At 44.4% G+C, this 22874-nt stretch carries 22 protein-coding genes and 1 tRNA gene; 13 read left to right on the top strand and 10 right to left on the bottom strand.

What is annotated here, in order from left to right:
- Positions 1-5 precede the first annotated feature (5 nt).
- Both BBC0178_RS03795 and BBC0178_RS03790 read left to right on the top strand, forming a co-directional pair.
- Positions 6-602: a DUF1214 domain-containing protein gene (locus BBC0178_RS03795; RefSeq protein WP_078039268.1), complete on the top strand. Its 597-nt coding sequence runs from the start codon at positions 6-8 to the stop codon at positions 600-602.
- Entirely contained in the window at positions 595-1128 is a 534-nt protein-coding gene (locus tag BBC0178_RS03790) for a DUF1254 domain-containing protein (RefSeq protein ID WP_078039267.1), read from the top strand. Before BBC0178_RS03795 ends, BBC0178_RS03790 begins: the two co-directional genes overlap by 8 nt.
- Positions 1129-1133: 5 nt before the next feature.
- On the opposite strand, the gene BBC0178_RS03785 is transcribed toward BBC0178_RS03790, so the two are convergent.
- The 3 genes from BBC0178_RS03785 to BBC0178_RS03775 form a co-directional block, all read right to left on the bottom strand.
- Complete coding sequence (locus BBC0178_RS03785) at positions 1134-1481, bottom strand: DUF1491 family protein (RefSeq protein WP_078039266.1); 348 nt, start codon at positions 1479-1481, stop codon at positions 1134-1136.
- A 244-nt stretch (positions 1482-1725) separates the two neighbouring features.
- Positions 1726-2541, bottom strand: coding sequence for a peptidoglycan-binding domain-containing protein (locus tag BBC0178_RS03780; protein WP_210187170.1), 816 nt, complete (start codon positions 2539-2541; stop codon positions 1726-1728).
- Between the two features lie 88 nt (positions 2542-2629).
- On the bottom strand, positions 2630-3778 hold the full coding sequence (locus BBC0178_RS03775; RefSeq protein WP_078039264.1) for a sensor histidine kinase: 1149 nt from the start codon (positions 3776-3778) through the stop codon (positions 2630-2632).
- A 417-nt stretch (positions 3779-4195) separates the two neighbouring features.
- On the opposite strand from BBC0178_RS03775, the gene BBC0178_RS11820 reads away from it, so the two are divergent.
- Entirely contained in the window at positions 4196-4585 is a 390-nt protein-coding gene (locus BBC0178_RS11820; protein WP_225868340.1) for a DUF5330 domain-containing protein, read from the top strand.
- 148 nt (positions 4586-4733) lie between these two features.
- A complete protein-coding gene (locus BBC0178_RS03765) occupies positions 4734-5159 on the top strand; it encodes a SufE family protein (RefSeq protein ID WP_078039263.1) in 426 nt (141 codons plus the stop codon).
- A gap of 134 nt (positions 5160-5293) precedes the next feature.
- Here the strand turns inward: BBC0178_RS03765 and BBC0178_RS03760 are convergent, their stop codons facing one another.
- A complete protein-coding gene (locus BBC0178_RS03760) occupies positions 5294-5731 on the bottom strand; it encodes a Ros/MucR family transcriptional regulator (RefSeq protein WP_078039262.1) in 438 nt (145 codons plus the stop codon).
- A gap of 413 nt (positions 5732-6144) precedes the next feature.
- On the opposite strand from BBC0178_RS03760, the gene msrB reads away from it, so the two are divergent.
- The 4 genes from msrB (at position 6145) to BBC0178_RS03740 (ending at position 9767) form a co-directional block, all read left to right on the top strand.
- Entirely contained in the window at positions 6145-6564 is a 420-nt protein-coding gene (msrB, locus tag BBC0178_RS03755; RefSeq protein ID WP_077970834.1) for a peptide-methionine (R)-S-oxide reductase MsrB, read from the top strand.
- A 31-nt stretch (positions 6565-6595) separates the two neighbouring features.
- Complete coding sequence (locus BBC0178_RS03750; protein WP_078039261.1) at positions 6596-8683, top strand: S9 family peptidase; 2088 nt, start codon at positions 6596-6598, stop codon at positions 8681-8683.
- A gap of 430 nt (positions 8684-9113) precedes the next feature.
- Positions 9114-9395 carry a hypothetical protein gene (locus BBC0178_RS03745; protein ID WP_225867992.1) on the top strand — a complete coding sequence of 94 codons (282 nt, stop codon included), beginning with the start codon at positions 9114-9116 and terminating at the stop codon, positions 9393-9395.
- Between the two features lie 33 nt (positions 9396-9428).
- Positions 9429-9767 carry a hypothetical protein gene (locus tag BBC0178_RS03740; RefSeq protein ID WP_077973481.1) on the top strand — a complete coding sequence of 113 codons (339 nt, stop codon included), beginning with the start codon at positions 9429-9431 and terminating at the stop codon, positions 9765-9767.
- Positions 9768-9860: 93 nt separating this feature from the next.
- Here BBC0178_RS03740 and BBC0178_RS03735 read toward each other — a convergent pair whose 3' ends face one another.
- Positions 9861-10457, bottom strand: a complete 597-nt coding sequence (locus BBC0178_RS03735) for a superoxide dismutase (RefSeq protein ID WP_078039260.1) — start codon at positions 10455-10457, stop codon at positions 9861-9863.
- A gap of 361 nt (positions 10458-10818) precedes the next feature.
- On the opposite strand from BBC0178_RS03735, the gene BBC0178_RS03730 reads away from it, so the two are divergent.
- Positions 10819-11517, top strand: a complete 699-nt coding sequence (locus tag BBC0178_RS03730) for a L,D-transpeptidase (protein ID WP_078039259.1) — start codon at positions 10819-10821, stop codon at positions 11515-11517.
- Between the two features lie 403 nt (positions 11518-11920).
- On the opposite strand, the gene BBC0178_RS03725 is transcribed toward BBC0178_RS03730, so the two are convergent.
- The gene (locus tag BBC0178_RS03725) at positions 11921-13441 is read right to left on the bottom strand and encodes a helicase HerA-like domain-containing protein (RefSeq protein WP_078039258.1); all 1521 of its coding nucleotides are present in this window, start codon (positions 13439-13441) and stop codon (positions 11921-11923) included.
- Positions 13442-13964: 523 nt separating this feature from the next.
- Here BBC0178_RS03725 and BBC0178_RS03720 point away from each other — a divergent pair.
- From BBC0178_RS03720 to BBC0178_RS03710, 3 genes are all read left to right on the top strand, one after another.
- Positions 13965-15278, top strand: coding sequence for a methylmalonyl-CoA mutase family protein (locus BBC0178_RS03720; protein ID WP_078039257.1), 1314 nt, complete (start codon positions 13965-13967; stop codon positions 15276-15278).
- Between the two features lie 3 nt (positions 15279-15281).
- Positions 15282-16310 (top strand): magnesium transporter CorA family protein, encoded by a 1029-nt coding sequence (locus BBC0178_RS03715; RefSeq protein ID WP_078039256.1) that lies wholly within the window; start codon positions 15282-15284, stop codon positions 16308-16310.
- Between the two features lie 96 nt (positions 16311-16406).
- Positions 16407-16640, top strand: a complete 234-nt coding sequence (locus BBC0178_RS03710; protein ID WP_077970824.1) for a hypothetical protein — start codon at positions 16407-16409, stop codon at positions 16638-16640.
- Positions 16641-16830: 190 nt separating this feature from the next.
- Here BBC0178_RS03710 and BBC0178_RS03705 read toward each other — a convergent pair.
- Positions 16831-16905 (bottom strand) — tRNA-Gln (locus BBC0178_RS03705).
- Between the two features lie 641 nt (positions 16906-17546).
- Between BBC0178_RS03705 and BBC0178_RS03695 the strand changes: the two genes are divergently transcribed.
- Positions 17547-18452, top strand: coding sequence for an MBL fold metallo-hydrolase (locus BBC0178_RS03695; RefSeq protein WP_078039254.1), 906 nt, complete (start codon positions 17547-17549; stop codon positions 18450-18452).
- Here BBC0178_RS03695 and BBC0178_RS03690 read toward each other — a convergent pair.
- The 3 genes from BBC0178_RS03690 to ppdK are packed head-to-tail and all read right to left on the bottom strand — an operon-like array spanning position 18437 to position 22690.
- Entirely contained in the window at positions 18437-19222 is a 786-nt protein-coding gene (locus BBC0178_RS03690) for a DUF1499 domain-containing protein (RefSeq protein WP_077970820.1), read from the bottom strand. The two genes, BBC0178_RS03695 and BBC0178_RS03690, sit on opposite strands and share 16 nt — an antisense overlap.
- A complete protein-coding gene (locus BBC0178_RS03685) occupies positions 19219-20016 on the bottom strand; it encodes a polysaccharide deacetylase family protein (protein WP_078039253.1) in 798 nt (265 codons plus the stop codon). Before BBC0178_RS03685 ends, BBC0178_RS03690 begins: the two co-directional genes overlap by 4 nt.
- A gap of 7 nt (positions 20017-20023) precedes the next feature.
- Complete coding sequence (ppdK, locus tag BBC0178_RS03680) at positions 20024-22690, bottom strand: pyruvate, phosphate dikinase (protein ID WP_078039252.1); 2667 nt, start codon at positions 22688-22690, stop codon at positions 20024-20026.
- Positions 22691-22874: the final 184 nt, after the last annotated feature.

Genomic DNA, 22874 nt, shown 5'->3' with positions numbered 1-22874 from the left:
AATTTATGTTTTATCGTATATTTCTCGTCATTTTGAGCCTTGTTATAGCCATTGGCGGAGGAGCATGGAGTGTCAGCTATATTCTTGATACATTTGACGGCTTCGGACGGTTAAAAATTGGCCAATGGGAAGCCTATCCGCTGGCTGGAACCGCAGAAGCAGACGCTTATGCCCGCGCCAGAGCTGCCAGACGCGGCGACATTTCTTTAGGGCGAACCGAAGGACTGGTTTTCCAGCTTTGGCGGGATGACCACAATCACCCTCTAAAAAGTCAATGCACGTACCAACTGAAAGGCTTTTTACCTGAAACCAGATTATTTACTCTCTATGCGGCCGATCATGAGCTGCGCGCGCAATGGATTGACGACAAACTTCCTACCGAATTGTCGAGTAGCAATGTCATCTGGAATCCGGACGGGACATTAAGCGTTCTTATTTCCCCGAATGCCCAGCCAAGAAACTGGCTGGCGACCCGAGGCAGAAGCGAATATGGATTGATATTGACACTTTATGATACGCCAATTGTTACCTCGACTGCCCTTCAGAAACTGGATATGCCTTCACTGAAGCTTGTTCCGACAGGAGGGCGCGATTGTGACTAGACTGATCTATGCATTGTTGGTCGGAATTGTCGGCGCCGTTATCGTGCACATTTGTGTGGTATTGATGGTGCCCCATTTTAGCGAACTCAATATTTGGAAGCGGCTCAACGCTGCCGATAATAAATACAATTTTGCCCCCCTTTCCAAAGATAATCCGATTGTTGTTGCGAGCGATCCTTTGTTCCGTTTGAGGGCATGTCGTTTCAATCTGGATGACGGCCCTGTCCATATTATGGCTGAAGGAACAGCGCCTTTCTGGTCAATGTCGGTTTATGATCGCAACGGAATGAATTTCTACAGTTTGAACAATCATACCATGCCGAACGGAAAACTTGATCTGGTGATCGGCAATCCGGGACAAATCATGGAATTGAAACAGTCAACACCCGTTGATGCGGAAAATTCTGTTCTTGTTGGCGAAGATCTAAGCGAGGGATTTGTTATCCTGCGCAGTTTAAAAATGAAAATGACCAATGTTGACGACGACTTTATCAATCATGTCCATTGTCAGACACTAGACTATTAGGTGTTTTATGCATCCACCGTATTAAAAGGCAATGTCAAAGGATTATAATTTTCGAATTCGACCAACCACAAATCGGCATCAAATTCCAATTCTTTTTCGAGTTTCTCGACAGCAACCGTTTCTTCAACGTCAGCCAGAATTTTAATAAAACACCTCTCGTCGCGGTCGGACTCTTCTGTATAAAAGCTTTGCGGCGCCGGTCCATAAAGATCTACGTGGCCATTTGAACCGCGATCAAGAATAAAAATTGTACCCGCTTCATTGGATCCCCGACGTGTAAGATAGGCAAAACCGCCTTCTGCGCGAACCCTTCGCATCAAGGCTGCGGTCCAGAAATCCGATGTCAAACGCATTCACTACTCCGCAAAATTATACAGCATGATTATAAAGCATAATAGTAAAGTCCGGCAGAGAAGAAACAATTAAGCTCGCTCACCGATATCGTTCTACCTTGTAATCATTCTTCTAAGAAAAAGCGACAATCCTTTGTTCCCCCTATCGAATACTGAACAAGATTTTCGAGTGGCTCGTGAAGCTTACTCAACCGGATAGCATGTTTCAGGCCGCAATTATTCTCACCACTCAAGGTTGTTCCTATTAACCTATGAGGCCGATATCCTTCATCTTGTCAATCACTTCCTGATTGATCTTACCGGTAACTGTCAGACTAAACATTTTTTGAAAATTTCTTAATGCCTCCGCAGTGTTCTCGTCTTCGGTACCGGTGACCACAACGTGATCGTCGCCAAAAGCTCTCAAACCAGCCTGAACACGCATAACATCCGCCGTATTTGGTTTGAAATTATTAGCTATGCTATCGTGTTTTGCTTCGCCATTCGGGGCGTTTGTTTGCGGTATCGTCATTCCGGTAACCACATCATTTGCCTTGGGGGCAGACTGAACAGACGTCTTCGGGTCGGAGAGAGACTGGGTCGTGACATGATCAACATTATCATTCTTTGATAATGCTCCGCTAATGAGCGAGGCAATATCGTCATGTTGTTTTTGACTTTCCCCTTGACCGCTAACCGGTTTTGAATTTTGCCGCCATAAAGCTATAGCGTTTCGCGTTTTCGGACCATCCAACCCGTCAAGCGGACCATCATAAAGGCCCATGGCTGCAAGTTTTTTCTGAATATCCAGCAAATTTTCGGGGTTATTATCGGGTAAAGTTTTAATCTCATTCGGGGCAACATTTGACTGTGGTGATGAAGATGTTGCTACCGTATCAGAAGATGTATTCGACGATTGCGCTGCTTTTTCAGGAGCATTCTGAATTGTCGCATTTGTATTCTGGTTTACAAGAGGCCGTGTCTGGATAAAAACTGTTCGTTGGCTCGCACTTTGGTAAAACAGCGCGTTGAAAGTAACAAAACAAAATCCGACCACAAATAGAAAAAAACCGCAGGCCATAAGCGGATTCTTGCGAGCGTGACGGAAAATCCACCCGGCAAATAGACGCAGCAAATGACCCAATCCGGCAAGAATCGATAAAAGAAGGCTATGCCGTTTTGCGGTTTGGTTTCGTGGTGTTTTTCGTAGTCTTACCATTGTTCCCAAGTTGTGTTTCTGGAGTTAAAATATATCCGTTGTTAGCCGCCGCATCGCTACCAACAATATCGATTTTCGAGGTTTGAATTGAACCGGCGGAATTTTCCTGCATAATAGGCAAAAGCAACCTTACCCTTGTGCCCTTGCCTTTTTCGCTTTCGAAAGTGATCTGACCTTTGGCTCGTTTGACAAGATCGAACACCATTGCCAGCCCTAGTCCGACACCTTCGATTTTACAGGCAACAGCATCAGACGCACGCAAAAATGGCAACCCCAGACGAGCAATATGTTGCTCATCCATTCCGATGCCGTCGTCTTCAACTGTAATTTCACAATATTCATTATCAAGAATGGCGATCGTAACGCCGATATGTCCATCGTCACGGCTATATTTGATGGCGTTGGATATCAAATTGAAACATATCTGGCGGAACGATAATGCATCAAGACAGCAAGCAACCGGTGTTGCAGCCCCTTGACCAGCTATTTTCCTATGACCATGGAGCGGTAAAGTCAGTTCCAATGTTTCGGTCAATATACTCCCGACAGAGCATATTTCGGAAACAATATCATCCGTCGATCGGTCGCGGTCCTTCAATGTCTTATTAACAATATCAAGCAGGTGATTACCGGCTTTTTTTATCATTGCGATATATTCATGCCGCTTGGTATTTCCCTTGTTTTGTCGATCAAGATAATCAAGCAAATCGGCAAAACCCAATATTGCATTCAACGGTGTGCGCATTTCATGGGCGGCCTGCGTAAAAGGTGAAACCGCATTCATACCCAAACTGCCGATTTCCTTGCTATTGGCTTCTATAGCAAGTGCAATCGAATTCTCGTGAACCGACAGACAATGAATCAAAACCGAAATAAATCGGGTGCGGTCACGGCCATTCATACGAATTGTTATAGGCGAGGCCAGACGGTTTTCCCGGACATCTGCCAAAAATGACAGAAATATAATGCGATCATTGATATGGACATGGTCAGACAAAGCTTCGCTTTGCTTGAGACATCCCAAAAAACAGTCTGGCAAGGCATTTTCCAGCACCGTGCCCTGACTATTTACCTTTAGAATAGCATTCAATGTTTCCATTGTTCCGATTTACACCTTGTTGTTTTCAGCACTATCAAACCCTTTCGGGTGTGGCATTGCCGATCAAAAACAATTTTTCGCTTGTTTGATGCTAATCTGACGACAACTTTTTAATGAAAAGATAATAAATAGATCATGGTGCGATGTTGCGTTATCTGTTTGCCATTATGGTTAACAACTTCACAGATAAAGCTCGAAAAATTAGAAATTTAACAGGCGAAATCCTGTTTCTGTAAATATTTCGTCAATCATAAACGGTTAGTCTAGGCTTCATCCTGCTTATTTGTAACTGCGTTATGTCGGGGCGTCATGATACGTTTTCTTATCAAGTCATTCTGTTTTCTTACCCTTTTTCTGGTCGTCATATCTTTCTTTGGAACTTCCGGAAAAAATAACGGATCCCAGCCTGATCAATATATGAATACTGTTGAAGCATTGTTGGCGGTAAAAGATACAGTCAATGACCTCGGTAATTTTTGTGAACGTAATTCAGACACCTGCGAGACCGGAAAAACATTTTTTGGTTCTCTTGGCGAGCGCGCGCGTGACGGGGCACGCATTGCTTACGAATATCTCGACAGAACATTCGGAAGCGACAAAGGTGAAAACAAGCTGCCACCTGAAAATATCAATACCGGTTCGATAACGCCGGAAAATGACCACGAGGATCACTTGAATAAAGTCGATAATAAAAAGGTCGACAACAAAAACGGGTCAACCAAATCTCTGACATCTTCCAATACCGGTCATAAACAACCGGCGGAGCCGGAGGAGAAAAAAATGCACCCGTCGCAGAAGCCCCAATAAACGGGTTGTTTTTTCAGAAGCGGTTGTTCCCGACGTTTTGATGTGATGCCGGAAATGATTATGCCGTTAGAAAATTTACTTTTTTTCTAAAACGGAGTAAATGTTCCAGCGTAAATTCAGACATCAAAGACAAAGCAGACAAATAATAATGACCGATTCAATTGACGATATTCTGGAAAGTTTTTCTCTCCTTGATGATTGGGAAGATAGATACCGCTATGTCATTGAACTGGGAAGAGAGCTTCCGCCCTATCCGGAAGAATCACGTGATGAAGCCCATAAAGTTCCCGGCTGTGTGAGCCAGGTCTGGCTCGTTACCGAACATGGTTCGGGGCATGATCCCGTTATGACCTTTAAAGGTGATTCAGACGCTCATATTGTGCGCGGTCTGGTCTATATCCTCATTACTTACTATTCAGGAAAACGGGCATCGGAAATTCGTGATGCCGATATTGAAAAGGTCTTGAAAACATTGGGTCTTGACGAGAATTTAACGCCCCAACGTTCAAATGGTTTACGCTCCATGGTCGAGCGTATTCGTCTTGAAGCTGAAAATACATTAAAGAACCAATAAGTTAATCCGGCGTCCCCATTTGGAAGTGCGTTCCATTCAATCTCTGATTGAGTAAGCAACCACTTTCTAATCGATTAAAAAAAACGGGCGCATTAATCAATGCACCCGTTTTGTTTTTCACGCTGAAAACAATATTATTTCGATTTTCTTTTGCCGGGTTTACGGCCTAATCCCATTTGTTTGGCAAGAGAAGAACGGGCTTCCGCATAATTGGGCGCAACCATTGGATAATTAGGATCCAGGTCCCACTTCTCGCGATACTGTTCCGGAGTAAGCTCATAATGTGTCATCAAGTGGCGCTTGAGTGACTTGAACTTTTTACCATCTTCCAAACAGATAATGTAGTCGGGGAAAACCGAACGCTTCGGGTTGACTGCCGGCTTCTGTTTTTCAACTTCCGCTTCGCCAGCTGTTTCGCCACCCGCTTTAACAAATGCAGCGTGAACGTCTGCGATTAAACTCGGCAATTCGCCTGGTCTGATTGAGTTATTGCCGACATAAGCAGCTACAACATCAGCAACCAGTGTAACAATGAAATCGCTCTCATTCTCGCTGACGGCTTGATCATCCATCTTCTTATCCTTTTTATATTTTACTTATGTTATTCCAGCCTGCTTTTTGCAAAGTAGCAAGCAAATGTTGACTTTCATATAGCTAGGTAAGAAACCTTGTCAATTACAAATGGGAAACAATTCTATAAAATAAAGGTTCCATACTGATATAACATTTATTTTTGCGTTTTTTGTCCGACCACTGCAAGTTGTCTTGAACAAATATATTTAAATTAAGGCACTTTGTCTCATTTTTACCATTATATCGGTAAAAACCGACACATCATTTCAGTATAAATTGTATTTCTTACACATAGATACCATATAATGAAAGTGACCGCTAATTTGATTGACTTTTAGCAGCAATTGTTTCGACTGTCAAAGCTCTTAGCCCACTTAATCTGTAATATGTTTTGGTTCAACAAGGATAAATTATGGCGAAGCCTCATCATTTCAAAGTAAACAAGTCTGACGAAGAATGGCGTAAAGAACTAACGCCGACACAATATGAAATTACTCGTAATCACGGTACCGAGCGGGCTTTTTCAGGCCCGGAATTCGACACGTCGAGGCCTGGAACATTTTATTGTGTATGCTGCGGAAAACCTCTTTATCGCTCTGAAACGAAATATGAATCGGGTAGCGGTTGGCCGAGTTTCTTTCGCCCCATCAATGCCGATGCCGTCGTCTTGCAGCAGGATTATTCCCACGGCATGGAACGAACGGAAGTTTTATGTGCAGATTGTGGTTCCCATCTCGGGCATGTTTTTCCTGATGGTCCAGAACCTACAGGGTTGCGTTATTGCATGAACGGTTATTCTCTGAAATATCAGCAAGACAAAACAGAAAAGTGATCAAACCAAGAACTATATTTCAGGATCGATAATGACCGAATCAATAATTTTTCCACCCGAAACAAAAAAAATTGACCATTCAGAAGAGCATCACGGCATTATACGTCACGACTTCTACAATTGGTTGCGAGCAAAAAACTGGCAAGATGTTTTTAAAACCCCTACTTTGCTTGATAAAGAAATCCGTGCCCATCTGGAAGCGGAAAATGCTTATCAAAAAGCTCAGATGGCCGATACAATAGGCTTACAAAAACAGCTCTTTGCGGAAATGAAGGGGCGCATCAAGGAAGATGACAGCTCGGTTCCGGTAAAAGATGGCCCCTATGCTTATGGTGTTTCGTTCACGACCGGAGGTGAACAACCGCATTATTTCAGAACACCACGTAGCGGCGGAAAAGCGAGCGTCTATGTCGATGGCGATGCATTGGCCAAGGGGAAAGATTATTTCCGGCTCGGAGCTGTGCAACACTCTCCGGACCATAGTAAGTGCGCATGGACTTATGATGACAAGGGGTCCGAATTTTATACAATAAAGTTACGCGACATGACTTCGCTCATGGACACTACAGAAAATATCATCAATACTTCCGGCGATGTTGTGTGGGACGCCAATTCTGAAGGTTTTTTCTATACCAATGTTGATGAAAATCATCGTCCATCAAAACTCTACTACCATAAAATCGGAACAGACCAGAGCGTTGACAAGTTAATATTTGAAGAAAAAGACCCCGGCTTTTTCCTGGGCGTCGGCGGATCCTCTCTTAACGATGTCATTTATATTGATATTCACGACCATGAAACTTCGGAGGTTTGGCTTATTCCCGCAAAAGAGCCGATGGCCACACCGAAATGCGTCAGAAAACGTCAAAAAGGCGTTGAATATAGTCTTACCGAAGGCGGCGATATTTTTTATATTCTGACCAATATAGATGGTGCCAAAGATTTCAAAATCATGTCGGCTCCTTTTGACAAACCGACCGAAGAAAATTGGATTGAGGTTGTTCCTCATCAACCATCAAGGCTTATTCTTGCCCATGATGCTTACAAGAATTTTCTTGTCTGGCTTGAACGACGCGACGGTCTTCCCAGAATTGAGTTGCTGGATCGTCGTGACGGATCGATACATGCGATTGCGTTCGAGGAAGAAACATATTCTTTAACGCTTCACGGTGCAGCAGAATATGACAGCGAGACAATCCGTTTTGCTTATTCGTCTATGACCACTCCGTCCGAGCTTTATGATTATGATATGACGACGAGACAGCGCGTCATGTTAAAACGGCAAGAAGTGCCCTCGGGTCACGAACCGAAAAATTATATAACACGCCGTTTAATGGCCAAGGCCGAAGATGGTGCCGAAATTCCCATCTCACTTTTTTATCATAAAGATACAAAACTGGATGGCAGCGCTCCTTGTCTTCTTTATGGCTATGGAGCCTATGGAATTTCTATTCCGGACAGTTTCAATAGCAATGCATTATCTTTGGTCGATCGCGGCTTTGTTTACGCCATTGCACATATCAGGGGTGGAAAAGAAAAAGGCTTCGACTGGTATGAAAAAGGAAAACACCTTTTTAAACGGAATACTTTCACCGACTTCATTGCCTGCGGACGTTTTTTAGTCGCCAATCATTTCACTTCTCACGACCGATTAATTGCAGAAGGCGGATCGGCCGGTGGCATGTTGATGGGCGCCGTTGCCAATATGGCTCCTGAAGATTATGCCGGAATCGTCGCCATTGTTCCGTTTGTCGACGTATTATCGACAATGCTTGACGCCACCCTTCCACTCACACCTCCCGAATGGCCGGAATGGGGAAATCCCCTTGCATCAAAGGAAGATTACGAGCTGATAGCCTCCTATTCTCCTTATGATAATGTTCGTGCACAAAATTACCCGGCCATTCTTGCCATGGCAGGTCTCACAGATCCGCGGGTAACCTATTGGGAACCGGCGAAGTGGGTTGCCAAATTGAGAGAATTTGCAACAGGTGACAATCCGGTTTTACTCAGAACCAATATGGATTCCGGTCATGCCGGTGCGTCGGGACGCTTTTCACGTCTTGAAGAAAGCGCTTATATCTATGCTTTCATCCTTAAAGTAGCAGGAAAGATTTAAGGCTTCTGTTATTGTTTTGAAAATTACCGGATTAAAGGCGGCTTACCTGATCTTTCATATTTCTTGAGAGCGGGAGCCGCCTTGCCACCGGATATTTTTCCTGAATTCTTCGTTGCACAAAATTTTTTTGAAGAATCCGTTGGTCCCACAATTTTTCTTGAATTTTTCGTTGTCCTTTGTAACCGATGACTAAAGAGGCAAAAAAATGCCCGCAACTCCAACCAGAATATTCATGTTTTAGCTGTTATCCGTAACCATATATTTTTTAAGCCGAATGAACAATGCACTTGTCTATTGCTCATAGAAATACCAAATGCTTTCTTATAGCGCTTTTGAAAGGGTGCTGTTTTGAAAGGCAACATGAAACCTCTCCGCATTTTTATGGAATAGCGACCGAATGATGAAAACTTCATGCCTATTGCTGTTGCTCATGATCGGCTTTTCCTTGTCACCGGCATATGCTGCCGGTATCAGGAAAGATGTTGATGAATATGCCGGCAGCCGTTGCAATACACCGGCCAAAGGAAGTGGCATTGTGGCGGGGTATTTTAGCGGCGTTACGGATAACCCGATTGTAAGCTCTGACGGTTTCGTTCCTGTCGACCGGTTCAGATGTTTCAAATCAATGGATGAGTGCCGCGGCTGGCTTTATACTATGGAGTCACTCTATGGCTCACCACCGCCAAGGGCTACAAAATGTACAAGATTCTGATAAATTGAAATGGCACAAGGAGGCCTTTTCTTCATGAAAAACGGATTGATTGTTTTTGCCGCAATTGGCCTCGGGCTTTTCACAATGTCCCAAAGCGTCTATGCAAGTGGTCGAGACCCTGCAAAAGTTGCAAATATGACCAGTGAATATGCCGGGAAACGTTGTTCAACACCACCCAAGGGAAGTGGCATTGTTGCCGGTTTTTTCCGTGGATGGGAACAAACTCCATTTCAAAACCGTGGTTCCGGCCTTATGCCGGTCGAGCGCTATCATTGTTTTAAAACGATGAACGAATGCAAATCCTGGCTAAAAACAATGAATTATCTTTATAATGATAAATCCATTGATGCGAGCATGTGCACCAAGTTCTAACAATCGAAGTGAATTTTCTCATGCAATAAACATGCAATAAAGAAGCCACCATTGCGAAAATGGTGGCTCTTTGAATTGTTTATGAAAAATCGATCAGGCTTTTTCAAAAAGCTCCAACACATAATCCCAATTAATCAGATGATCGACAAATGCCTCAAGATATTTCGGACGGGCATTACGATAATCAATGTAATAAGAGTGTTCCCACACATCGACACCAAGAATAGGTGTTGCACCATGAACCAGCGGGTTTTCTCCATTTGGTGTTTTCGAGATTTCCAACTTCCCGTTTTTTACAGCAAGCCAAGCCCATCCCGAACCGAATTGGGCAGCACCGGCTGCAAGAAAGTCTGAACGGAATTTATCATAACCACCCAAATCGCTATCAATCGCTTTTTGCAATTTTGCCGGTAGTTTCTTGCCACCACCGTCTTTCTTCATCCATTTCCAGAAATGGGTATGATTGTAGTGTTGTGCTGCATTGTTGAAGAGCCCCTGATTTTTGCCAAAGCTTGCTTTGACAATTTCTTCAAGGCTTTTACCTTCAAGGCCTGAATCCTTCAGCAATTTATTGCCATTGGTAACATAGGCTTGATGGTGCTTGTCATGGTGATATTCAAGTGTCTCGCGTGACATATAAGGCTGAAGTGCTTCATAAGCATAGGGTAGTTCAGGCAATTCGAAAGCCATTTTCAATACTCCTTAAAATATATTCTCTCCCGGAGAAGGTGCGGTTATTTATTTGGTGCGCTCATGCATTAAAAGCAAGGGAAATTGCCGCTTTCACAAGAGTTTGACCGGATAAACCGGATTTCCGGGTCCTTAACCTTACGAATAAGGAACCCGACAATCAGGATACTCCTTTTCGGCTTCGAGCGGCAGCCCATAAATTGAATAACGACATTCTTCCCGTATATTTTGCGGGCAATGGTTACTTGCAAAAAACACCCGGCATCATATGTCAATTGTTTGATATTCAAACATAATTGTTTGTCTGTTCTTAACTTTTATGCGGCAAACATGAACAATCGCAAACAAATTGGATTGACTAATGCCCTCTACCCTTTCGCGCCGCTTTTTTTTAAGATCAATATCGATCGGTGCAACAATGGCCGGTCTTTCCGCCTGTATGCCTTCAGGATTCAAAGAGATTGAACTCGCACCCGTAAAACCAAAACCAACTGTTGATAATAATGCGCTCGTCCCTTTTGCATCAATGTATGCAGAAAGTCGTGATGGTGATTTTGTGCTCCCAGCCATTCCTTACCAACACATTGATCCACAATTCTTGCGTCAGATTGTTGATGATCCGACAGGCGAACAACCCGGAACGATTGTTGTCGACACCAAACGTCGTTATCTTTATCTGGTTCGTCTTAACGGCAAAGCTATCCGTTACGGTGTCAGCGTCGGAAAGGAAGGTTTTGCGTGGTCCGGTCGTGGTATCATCGAATATAAACGCAAATGGCCGACATGGACACCTCCCGCCGATATGATTGCGCGCCAACCGCAGTTGAAAAAATACAGCGCTGAAAATGGCGGAATGAAACCGGGACTGAAAAATCCGCTTGGTGCGCGCGCCCTTTATATTTACCAGAATGGAAAAGACACACTCTACCGGCTTCATGGTTCACCCGACTGGTCGTCTATAGGCAAGCGTGCTTCTTCGGGATGTGTCCGGTTAATTAATCAGGATATTGTGGACCTTTATGAAAGGGTTCCGGAAAAAGCACCGGTGCTTGTCGTATAAGCTCAAGAAGATACGCGCTATTTTCCAACAGATTGATTTGCAAGCTTTGCGTTCTGTTTTCTACTTCGACAATTCCATTCCGGTCTTATTTCGAAATTTTGTGCGCATTATAATTTTGCACATTACGAAAAAATGTCACAAACGAGATCAGGCATTTTTAGGCCTCTATCATATTTTTTGATAAATTCGCGACATCGGTCATTTATAACATATCAACCCGATTTAAATGCGTTTTGCAGAATATGCGTAAATGCGGTCTGAAAGAACTGCGCTTGCTTTTGAATGGCAAATCACACACACAATATGCGTTTTTGAAATGAAAATATCATTTCCAAACGCGTATAAGTACCATTTCCAAACGAATATAATGCGTGCAATTATTTTGCTGCGCGATTATTCCGGTTTATTTCCGTTTGCCACCAAGGAGATTGCCTAATAGGCCGCGCACATATTGTTCACCAGCCTTTGCAAGTGACCGGCCAATCGAATTTGCGGCTGTGCGTGTAATCGACTTGACTGCGGTCTCAGCAACCGATTGACCGCGACTATTCTTTTTATCCTCTCCGAAAATTGTATCCCAGAAACTTCCCCCTTCCTGCTGATTATTATTCGATTGCTTTTCTTCTGTATTTTTCTGCAACATTTCGTAAGCTGACTGACGATCAACGGTCTCGTCATATCTTCCGCTAACAGGACTTGTTTTTATCAAATTTTGCCGCTCTTCAGGGGTAATCGGGCCAATTCGGGATGAAGGTGGGCGAATGGTTGTTCTTTCGACGATGGATGGAACACCTTTGTCTTCCAAAGTAGACACCAGCGCTTCACCCGTACCGAGATCAGAGATCGCTTTCATCGTGTCAAAATCGGGATTGGCACGAAAAGTAGATGCTGCGGCTTTGACCGCCGCAATCTCGCGCGGCGTATAGACACGCAAGGCATGCTGAATACGGTTTCCAAGTTGCGACAGAACCGATTCCGGCACGTCCAAAGGATTTTGCGAAATAAAATAGATGCCGACACCCTTTGACCGGATCAAGCGGACAACCTGTTCAATACGTTCGATCAGAGCTTTTGGCGCATTATCGAACAGGAGATGAGCTTCATCAAAAAAGAAGACAAGACGCGGTTTTTCAGGATCGCCAACTTCAGGCAATTGTTCGAATAGTTCCGACATCAACCACAAAAGAAAGGTCGAATAAAGACGTGGATTGGACATAAGTTTATCGGCAGCAAGCACACTGACAAAGCCCCGTCCATCAGTCGTTGTACGCATGATATCTTCAAGCTTCAGGGATGGTTCACCGAAGAAATGTTCGCCGCCTTGCTCCTCGAACACCAACAATTGGCGTTGAATGGAGCCAACAGACGATTTCGAAATATTGCCATAGCGCGTGGAAAGCTCGGCGGCCTTTTCTCCAACGTGGTTGAGCATTGCCTGCAAATCTTTCAGATCAAGCAACAACAGTCCTTCGTCATCGGCAACACGGAATGCAATATTCAACACGCCTTCTTGTGCTTGCGTCAAATCCATGAGGCGCGAGAGCAACAACGGCCCCATTTCAGATACAGTCGCTCTGATCGGGTGCCCGTCAACACCGAAAAGGTCCCAAAAAATGACCGGCGGGGCTTTCATGTCGATTGACGAGAGCCCGACACTTTGAGCGCGCGAACGAACCTTGTCGTTCAGAATACCGGGTTTTGCTATACCTGACAGATCGCCTTTCACATCGGCGCAAAAGGCCGGGACACCGGCGGCTGCAAAAGATTCGGCAATAACCTGCAGCGTTACAGTTTTTCCTGTTCCCGTGGCACCTGTTATCAAGCCATGACGGTTTGCATATTTGAGCCATATATATTCGGGTTTTAACGCATTACCCTGCTTCTGGTGACTGGCGCCCAAAAAAATTCCGCTCTTGTCGATCATACCCAATTAATCCCTCGGCATGTTTTCTCAATTTTTAAATGTACCAGCATTAGACAAATTCAATAAGCCCTTTATGTGATGCAACACACATTAAAAAAAATTTCTATCCCATAAAAAGTATTCCTATTTTATATATAATCTATTTCATATTATTAAATTATATTACATTGATTTTAAAAAATAATTTATCATAAACATAATAATATATTTTTAAATAAATATAATATAATTTTTTTTAAAAATTAAATAAAATAAGTATTAAATCAAATAGTATTTATATACAACTATTTTTTATTAATTTTTGAATTTATTTTTCTGATTTTGAGACGTCTATAAAATTCAATATTCATTTTTTGTCTTTTTTGTGATCGACAATTTTTTGCGTAGCGATTATTTTTTGTTAAATGAATTCTCAATGAAATTGCAATAGGTTTGTCTTGCACCATTTAGGGCTTTGTGATTGTGTTATATTAACCTCTTAACAGATGGTGTGAAATTGATTTATTAGGATTTTGATTTGCTTATGAGCTCGAAACAGTCCCATCCATCCGACAATGTAACATCCCGTCAGGCAGGCTGGTCTGTCATGCAACGTGCCGACGATCCGGATATCGAACGCGCCCGCTTCCAACTTAAAGAAGATATAGCCAATGGTGCAACCGGCATCTCGCTCGTTTTCGAGGGCGCTAATAGTGCCTACGGCTTCGGTTTGCCAGCCAAAGCTGAAACAATACCTACCCTTTTTGATGGTGTAAGCCTTGATGGCTTGCATATCCGTTTGGATAATCACCCTCATGGTCGCGTTATTGCGGACAGCTTTATCGATTATCTCCAGCATCGGCGCATAAATCCGACACGAACGAAACTTACTTTCAGTACCGATCCGACCGCTGTTTTAGCGACAACAGGCAAACTCAAAATGTCTATTGAAGCATTGAAAGCTTCGCTGCCGCAATCCATGTCGGTGTTCTTTTCTTCAGGCATTCCGGGTGTTGTACTTGAGGCAGACGGGCGCCCCTATCATAATGCCGGCGCTACTCCGGCACAGGAAATCGGCGCTATGTTGTCGGTTGCTCTCGCCCATTTGAAAATGGTTGAAGAAGCACGTCACCATATCATCTATGCTTTGCCGCATATCGGTTTTGCTACAGCGCTTGATGAAGATCCCGTTATGGGACTGGCAAAAATGCGGGCCATAAGGTTGCTTTGGCGGCGCCTTCAGGGCGAACGTGGTGTTTCGTCTCCATTTCCTGCGGTCATTCATGTGGAGACCTCCATGCGGATGATGACAAGACAGGATGCCTTTAACAATATTTCCCGTTCTTCTATTGCGGCCTATGCTGCAATTTTAGGGGGTGCTTCTTCATTATCCGTATTGCCATACAGTTTTGTTTTCGGCCTGCCTGATCAAACGGCACGACGCATTGCCCGCAATAGCCAGCTCATCTTTATCAAGGAGCTTGCTAATCCGCTTGCGAAAAGCACGAGTCGCCGCGATAGTGATGCGGATGCTCTCGCCGAAGCTGCGTGGGTTGAATTTACCCGTCTTGAAGATGAAGGCGGCGTCATGCAAAGCCTGATTGACGGCAATTTGGCCAAGCGTATTGAAGAGGCGCGCGATCTCAGACTGGCGAGTTATCACAAAAATGAACGCGCCATTATCGGCACATCCGAATATCGGCAAGCCGATGATAGAGTGACTGGCATTGTTGATACTAAACCTGTGCATTTTGAGGCAGAAGGCATCTCCCACTGTCACCCGTTGGTATCAGGACGTTGGGATCAGGACTTTCTGGAAGTACAAAAAATCGCTCCGGTCGAAATCACAAAGGATTAATATATGATCCGCAGTTTCCGTTCCGCAACTGACCGTCTTGTTGAAGTCCCCTTGAAAGAAGACGGAACGCCTGAAAATGACGTGCTGTGGATTGATCTTTCCGATCCGACTGCGGGAGAAGAAAAAGAGCTGGAAAAGTGGCTCGGTATTCCTATACCGACTCATGATGATATGACGGAGATTGAAGAATCGAGCCGCTTTTATATGGAAAATGGAGCGCAATATATGACCGCTCCATTGATTTATACCGTTGATGGAGACAAGCGCGATATTGCACCGGTCACCTTCATTCTGACGGGTTCTCGGCTCGTTACAGTGCGTTATAGTCACCCGCAAGCTGTCGAACTTTTCATTTTACGCGTTACCAAAGCAGGTAATGGCGTTATCACCCAGCAATGTACAGGCTTGACCATTTTGACAGCCGTTATGGAAGCGGCAACAGACCGGCTTGCCGATCTTCTTGAAGCGGTCTCGGGGCGCATCGAGAAGGCCTCGCGCAATATCTTTCATCGAGATGAAGGTGCCATGCCGATGTCGACAGTGGATTTTCGTAAAATTCTCAACCAGATCGGCAATCAGGGTACGTTGCTTTCAATGGTGAGAGAAAGCATTGCCGGCGTTAGCCGCCTTCTTGTTTATGTCGAAGCATATGGAAAAACCGTTACACCGAAATATATTGAAGCCGATGGCAAAACGGTAACGCCGAAAAAAGATATGAAGACCACTGTCAAGTCGCTTGAACAGGATACCCAGTCACTCGAACATTATGCCGATTTTCTTTCGGCAAAAATGACATTCCTTCTTGATACTGTCGTCGGAATGATTTCGACAGAACAAAATGCCATTATCAAATTTTTCTCGGTCGCTGCTGTCGGTTTCATGCCGCCGACGCTGGTTGCCTCCATCTATGGTATGAATTTCCAATTTATGCCGGAACTCAATGAAAAATGGGGCTATCCTTTTGCCCTTTTTCTCATGATTATTTCTGCCGTTATACCGATTTTATATTTCAGAAAAAAAGGCTGGCTTTAATTTTTAGTTGTTTCCGCGCTCTGGAAATCAACCGACGGATGTATTATATTCAATTTGTTGAAGTATTTCTTATCCTCAACAGAAGGAGTGGATTCAATGTCTATTGATTCAGCAATGCGCATTTCGGTCGGTGGTATGAACAGGCAAGTGGATACACTCAATCAAGTTGCCCAAAATGTCGCCGTTGGAACGACTGTTGGTCGTGAGACATATGATGCAGGCGACGATATGGTCAATATGGATTTTGCCGAACATAATTTCAAAGCCAATTTTAGGGTTTTCCAGATTGCCGATGAAACCATGGCACAAATCATTAATATGAAACGGTGATTTGATTGGCCTTTGGCCAATCATCGAAGTTTTCTATTTCAGAATAGATTATAAACCTTTTTTGAAATCGGGAAAATACTCCGAGCGTCGCTTGGAAGATGAGTAAATTTCGGGCGAAGGGTTGCTTTTCAAACCTATTTTACGGTTTAAAGCTTCAATTTTTCAAAGATAAGCGGTTTTTGAAGATAAATGGCTGGGGTACCTGGATTCGAACCAGGGAATGCCGGTACCAAAAACCGGTGCCTTACCGCTTGGCTATACCCCAAAAAGTATGCTCGGCATACTTCCTGCGCGCCTTATAACGAGTTCGAAAAGAATGTGCAATATGTCTGAGAGCACGTGCAACCTTTTTTTTGCTAAAAAACTTGCAAACATTGTTTCAAGACATTGATTGCAATGCACTATCAAGGCGCCTTTGTTAATGAGGTTATTTTTACGAAACCGAATTTTTCAGGAAATGAAAGTTCTAGCTTATTAAACCCGTTCACTATCGATCTTTCCAGTCGGGTCATTGACAGCAATTCGAAAAAACAACGAAGCAGAAAACCGCCCCGGCTCCCGCTTCTTACTTTGGCCTTTTCCATTCTATTCCGGATGTTCTGGCAATAAATTCAAGACTATATTGCTATTTTCGGGTTTAAAAAATTTCTTGATAAAATAAATGTCTATTCCAATTTTTTTGATTGGCATATTTTCAAATTTACTAGACAAATTATTCTATTCCGTTTTCCATAAAGATTTAGTGCCATAAAGATTTAATGATTGTATTTTTTCGAATTTGTGAACTTGATTGCAACTGCGCTAGTGATTTGACGAGAGAATGTTCACACTGAAGTTTGCTGTCAAGTTTGACCGGATGTTCATAAGCCGGATATTTATAAGGCCATATGTTCATAAAGGAAGCCGATGTCGATAAGTTTTAATGAAGAGTTCTCTCCGAATTACGGGCGCGCGGTGTTGCTTCAAAATAATGTCAGGCGACTAACAGCCCATAATCCGTCTCCGTTTACCTTTACCGGTACGAATAGTTATATCCTTGGAAATGAAGAACTGGCGATTATCGACCCCGGTCCCGATGATGAAGAACAATTGGCAACCTTGCTTCGGGTCATTGATGGTCGCCCTCTTCATTACATTTTTATTACCCATAGTCATAGTGATCATAGCGGGATAGCAAAACGATTGAGCGAGCTGACAGGCGGCGCAATTGTTGCAGAAGGTGGTTATCGTCCGGCATCCACTCAAGTTTCAGACCCCGCAATGACTGTTGATGCGAGTTGCGACAAAAACTTCACTCCCGATATCTTTCTTGGAGATGGTGAATCAATCAAGGGAGATGGGTGGGAACTCACGTCTATTACAACACCTGGCCACATGGCCAATCATACAGCCTATGCACTGGGTGAAACCGGTATAGTTTTTACCGGCGATCACGTTATGGCGTGGTCGACGACACTCGTTGCACCGCCTGATGGTTCAATGAAAGATTATATGGAATCACTTGATAAGCTTGCCCGGCGTGAAGACAAAATTTACTTGCCCGGTCATGGAGGAGCCGTTACCAACCCGAAGACTTATGTTCGTGCCATTATTGCGCACAGGAAAATGCGTGAACGCGCAATTATAGAACGACTGTCCATTGGTGACCGCACGATCGAGCAGATTGTCAGCGCGATTTACCGCAAGCTTGACCAGCGTCTTCTCAAAGCAGCAACGCTTTCGGTACTTGCCCATTTGGAGTTTTTAGTCACAAGGGGGATTGTCAAAGTTGAAGGGAGAATAGCGCTTCAAAGCTGTTATTCTTTGTCCTGATCAACCGGCGTCGAGAGCATCTCTGTGTCCAGAGCATCCATAAATGTAAGAATGAAAGCAGCATTTACCCCGAGATCACGCGATAAATATCGGGAGGCGGAACGCATATCCACGAAAGTTGTATCTCCTTCATCGGTCAATCTGATAACGATGTCGGATGCAAACCCCAGATAAAAAGTTTTTGCTTCCGTTTCTATAAAAAGTTGTTCATCTTCGCCATCGACACCCCGTTGAGCCTTGATCGGCCACCCCTCAGTATCAAGAACATTGCGTACAGATTTCAAAATACGATCGGGAGAGCCGTCATAACGACGGCCGGAAAGTTCAGGCCATTCTTTCAATTGCAAATGAGCCTGATCGGACAAGTCAACAGCAACAGGTAAAGCATCAACCGGTCTTGTCCCTGTAATGAAACGTGGTGGTGTATCGGTATCAGTCGAAATATCGGCAAGCGGCGGCATGACAGACCACATTAACAGAAAAGCCGCAATTGGTGTCAGCGTTATGAACGAATAGACAATTCCTTTTAAGGATTTTAGCCCGCCACGATCACCGTTTTTCCAGAGGTCAAAAAGACCTTTTAACGCCAAAGCCAATGCTGTCAGGGCAAACACTCCGGCCAGTGCTGAAAGAATAAGGAATACATTCGTGCGGATAAATGAAAACCGGTGCAGAAGACTCGAAATGACAAGCAGCAAAAGACTTAAGCCACCAAAACGAGGCGACCATGAAGCAGCATATGATGTCAAGCGAACGTATTTTTTTCTCATTGTCCAACAACTGTTTTCTGCAATGCGTCGGTTTGTTTCAACACATTGCAATCCTCAAGGCTCGCCTGTCTATTCACCGGTTTTATTGCATCTGACAATCTTACAAATTTGAAGCCCCTTTTCTGAAGCTCCAGAATACCAGTTGCAACACCCTGCCCCGATGCGCGTTTGGGTTGGTTCATATGGGCGATAATGACATCCCCATTCTTAGCAGATGAAATACGTGCGGCAACAGTTTTTGCCGGTAGTGATGCGCCCATATCGGCATTCAAAGAAAAACCGCCTATCTCATAGCCCATGTCATGAACAAGTTTGATTGCATCTTTTGAATAACGTGCAGATGCATCACGATACCAGTTAGGCTTCGGAAAACCGGCCGCCATCAGGCTTTCTTCGCCGCCTTTGACCTCTTCACACACCGCCTTGAGATTGCCAGCCGTCTTCAAGCCGTAAATATCGGGCTGGTTATCAATAGCGGGAATATGATTTTTGCCATGATTTTCCAGTTCGAACAGTTCAGGATGCGCCTTGATGACTTCGACCGTTTGCTTGTTGCGTTGCAGCCAGCGGGCCGTAACAAATAAGGTGGCTTTAATCTGATGGGAAACAAGAGTGTCGAAAATGCGATGATCAATATCACCCATACATAAATCAAGTGTCAAAGCAACTTGCGGACTCGAAGCTTCACCTTTTTCTATATGCAGTGATGGTTCGCTCGTACCGGCCAGACTTATAGCCGGTACGCACAGACTTATGATACCGGCAAAAATGCACCGGTGAATATATTGCAACATCCAATACCTACTTCTGGTGTCTGATTGCCGCTTGTGCTGCGGCAAGCCTTGCTATTGGCACACGGAATGGCGAGCAGGAAACATAGTTCAATCCATTTTCTTCGCACAAGTCGATTGATGCAGGATCTCCGCCATGTTCGCCACAAATGCCAAGTTTGATATCGTGCCGTTGGCTTCTTCCCCGCGTTGCGCCTATCTTGACAAGTTCACCGACGCCATCACGATCGATCGAAACAAACGGGTCCTGTTCCAACAAGCCTTTTTTAATATAGGTTGAAAGGAACGGGCCAGCGTCATCACGTGAAATACCGAAGGTCGTCTGTGTCAGATCATTGGTACCGAAAGAGAAAAACTCGGCCGATTTGGCAATCTCGGCAGCACAAATCGCAGCTCTTGGCAATTCAATCATGGTTCCAACCAGATATTTTATGGTTACGCCATGTTCTTTCATAACCGCTTTGGCTGTTTCATCAATGCGTTCCTTGACGTAATCAAGTTCCGCCTTGAGTGCTACCAATGGCACCATGATTTCGGGTATAACAGTTTCTTTTGTAGCTTTTGCTGCTTCTATCGCAGCTTCAAAAATCGCACGCGCCTGCATTTCGGCAATTTCAGGATAAGTAATTGCCAGACGGCAACCGCGTAGCCCAAGCATCGGATTGAATTCGTGAAGCTCGGCGGCTCTCTCTTTGATTACCCCGGCCGGAATTGACATTGCTTTGGCAACTTCGGCAACCTCGACATCCGTTTTCGGCAAGAATTCATGAAGCGGGGGATCCAACAGCCTTATTGTCACAGGAAGACCATGCATGATTTCGAACAATTCGACAAAGTCCGAACGCTGCATAGGCAAAAGTTTTGCCAATGCTTTTCGACGCCCTTCTTCGTCATTGGCCAAAATCATTTCACGCATTGAAATGATACGGTCTCCGGCAAAAAACATGTGCTCGGTACGGCAAAGCCCGATACCTTCTGCCCCGAATGAACGGGCCATTCGCGCGTCTTGCGGTGTTTCGGCATTTGCGCAAACATGCATACGCCGTTTTTCATCGGCCCAAGACATGAGTTTGGCAAAATCACCCGACATTTTCGGTTGCAACATAGCAACTTTGCCTTTGTAAATTTCGCCATTACCACCGTCGATTGTTATAATATCTCCTCTATGGAAGGTTTCACCACCCGCTTTCAGTGTGCCTGCGCGGTAATCGATATGGATAGTTCCTGCACCCGAAACACAAGGTTTTCCCATTCCACGAGCAACAACAGCCGCATGGCTCGTCATACCGCCACGTGTTGTCAAAACACCTTCTGCCACATGCATACCGTTAATGTCTTCCGGGCTTGTTTCCACCCTGACCAAAACAACCTTGTGTCCTTCTTTGGTTGCATTTTCTGCTTCCTCGGATGAAAAAACAATTTCACCGGTAGCCGCCCCCGGAGAAGCCGGAAGACCTGTTCCCAAGACTATCTTTTTAGCTTTGGGGTCAAGTGTCGGATGGAGAAGCTGGTCAAGTGACTTCGGATCAATACGCGCGATCGCTTCGGTGCGGTCAATCAACCCTTCCTCGACCATATCGACAGCCATTTTGAGTGCGGCGCGCGCTGTACGTTTACCGATACGGGTTTGCAACATCCACAATTTACCCTTTTCAATGGTAAATTCCATGTCTTGCATGTCGCGATAATGTTTTTCGAGTTTATGGGCAATATCGTTGAAAGCAGCAAAGGCTTGTGGCAACGTCTTTTCGAGAGACGGTTTGTCGGAACCGGCAGCAATGCGTGCAGCTTCGGTTATATTCTGTGGTGTTCTGATACCGGCGACAACATCTTCCCCTTGTGCATTGACAAGAAATTCTCCGAAAAGTGCATTTTCACCTGTCGATGGATTGCGGGTAAAAGCAACACCTGTCGCCGAATCATCCCCCATATTGCCGAACACCATTGCCTGAACATTAACGGCTGTGCCCCAGCTTTCAGGAATATCATGAAGTTCGCGATAAGTAACAGCTCGTGGTGTCATCCAGCTCAGGAAAACGGCGCTAATTGCTCCCCAGAGCTGTTTTTCAGGGTCTTGGGGAAATGGCTCTCCCATTTCTTTTTCGACGCATTCCTTATAGGAAACGATGACATCCTGCCAATCTTTGGCTGTCATCTCTGTGTCGACCTCATAACCGTGACGCGCTTTGGCATCATCAATAATTTCTTCAAATAATGCGCCATCAAGCCCTAGCACAACATTTGAATACATCTGGATAAAACGGCGATAGCTATCATAAGCAAAACGTTCATCACCAGTTTCTCTGGCGATTGCTTTGACCGTTTCATCATTGAGCCCGAGGTTCAACACTGTATCCATCATGCCGGGCATGGACGCACGAGCACCCGAACGCACCGAAACCAGTAAAGGCTTGTCTTTGTCGCCGAAGCGGCGCCCTGTCAGCTTACCAACCTCTGCAAGGCACTTTTGAACAGTTTCATCGAGTTTGTCCGGATAGGTTTTATTGTTATTATAAAAATAGGTGCAGACTTCTGTGGTAATTGTAAAGCCGGGAGGAACGGGCAATCCCAGATTGCTCATCTCTGCCAAATTTGCGCCTTTGCCGCCCAAAAGATTACGTTCCGATGCCGCCCCGTCAGCCTTTCCATTACCAAAGCTGTAAACCCATTTTGTCATTTTAAACAAATATCCTCCGATTGATTTGAATGTCTAATATTCAAATATGAAATTCGTGCTTCCCCACAAAGAAGAAATACAGTTTTCAACTTTCGTCCCTAGCTTAAATGACATTTAGTCTAATACCAACATCAATTTTTTTTACAATTCAACCAAATCGATTGAATAACAAAAGCTTGACTGT

Origin of the sequence: Ditibartonella apihabitans (genome assembly GCF_002007485.1) — a bacterium.
Taxonomy (GTDB): domain Bacteria; phylum Pseudomonadota; class Alphaproteobacteria; order Rhizobiales; family Rhizobiaceae; genus Bartonella; species Bartonella apihabitans.
The sequence above is the reverse complement of the archived record's forward strand: the minus strand, read 5'-3'. Positions and strand labels throughout refer to the sequence as shown.